Origin of the sequence: Pseudomonas sp. MF6751 (assembly GCF_016613265.1) — a bacterium.
Taxonomy (GTDB): domain Bacteria; phylum Pseudomonadota; class Gammaproteobacteria; order Pseudomonadales; family Pseudomonadaceae; genus Aquipseudomonas; species Aquipseudomonas fluorescens_BV.
Map to the genome: position 1 here is coordinate 1 of NZ_JAENSV010000100.1, position 1,013 is coordinate 1,013.

Consider the following 1,013-nt stretch of genomic DNA (forward strand, 5'->3'; position numbering starts at 1 on the left):
GGCCAGTTCTGGCTGATGCTTGGGCATGACGATACCTGTCCTTGCCGCTATAGCGGCTGACTTTGAAGGGGGAGGGGTTACAGGTTTTGCGGGTGGAGTACGGATGTACTCCTATCGGGATTTGGCGCTACGCTTGCGAAACTCGTAAACCATGCTGCGCAGATCCACCAGCGATTCCTGCAGGTCGCCGCGAGCGGTATCGATCGCTTCGAACAACTCGCCTTTGCCGTCGTCGCCACCCTCATCTACGGCCAAGAGGGCCAGGCCATATGTCTGAAACTTCGCCAGCACTTCATCGGCTGACTTCGCCATGTACTCGGCATGCTCAATGGCATAGTCCTTGTTGGATCGCTCATTGTTGACAGGCGCTTCCGGAGCAGCTGCGAGCATGGCGGCCCAGCACAGTTTCGCGCGGAACGCCGCTTGCTGGCAGCCGCTCATCTCTTGGTACTGCTCCCAGACTTCCTCATCTGAAAAGCACTCGTCCGGCGCCGACTCGAAGCCGTGTATCACCATGGTTTCGGTTGGTTCAACCGGCACCAGTTTCCATTGATTGCTCATACAGCCTCCCTCGTTACCAGATCATGGGCATCCACAACGGTCATGCCGAGCTTCTCGGCGATCAGGACTTCCAGCTTTGCGCCCTTTGAATTCTCCCAGCCGGGCAGGGTGGCCACGGTGTCGCAGTCCATCAGGGCGGCAATATCGCGGCGCATACAGTCCGTCCAGGTGCCGCCTTCTGGGTTGATCTCGGCGGGGTTGGTGACGGTGTGGCCGCTGGCGCGCAGGCTGGCGGTCATGCTGTGGAAGGTCGGGAAGTTCAGACCGGGCAAGCCGCTCATGGGCCCGCTTAGGTAAATTCGTTTCACGGGGAGTCCTTCCGGGCCATGCCCGGGCGGTGGAGTGGTGGAGTTATGCGGCGTCAGTCGTTGTCGCCGTCGTCATCGGCGTTCATTTGGAGAGATTCGGCAAAGCCTGCTTGCCGTAATTTGCGCGCCACGTTTTGCGGTATG

Annotated in this window: 2 protein-coding genes; both read right to left on the reverse strand. The window is 59.6% G+C overall.

Annotated elements, in window-relative coordinates; translation table 11 throughout:
- Positions 1 to 111 precede the first annotated feature (111 nt).
- Positions 112 to 561 (reverse strand): hypothetical protein, encoded by a 450-nt coding sequence (locus JJD66_RS27890; protein ID WP_200649530.1) that lies wholly within the window; start codon positions 559 to 561, stop codon positions 112 to 114.
- Positions 558 to 869 carry a DUF4406 domain-containing protein gene (locus JJD66_RS27895; protein WP_073842580.1) on the reverse strand — a complete coding sequence of 104 codons (312 nt, stop codon included), beginning with the start codon at positions 867 to 869 and terminating at the stop codon, positions 558 to 560. Before JJD66_RS27895 ends, JJD66_RS27890 begins: the two co-directional genes overlap by 4 nt.
- Between the last annotated feature and the right edge of the window lie 144 nt (positions 870 to 1,013).

Excerpts from the sequence above, each read along its gene's own strand:
- JJD66_RS27890 (WP_200649530.1), bottom strand. The coding sequence starts at position 561 with ATGAGCAATCAATGGAAACTGGTGCCGGTTGAACCAACCGAAACCATG.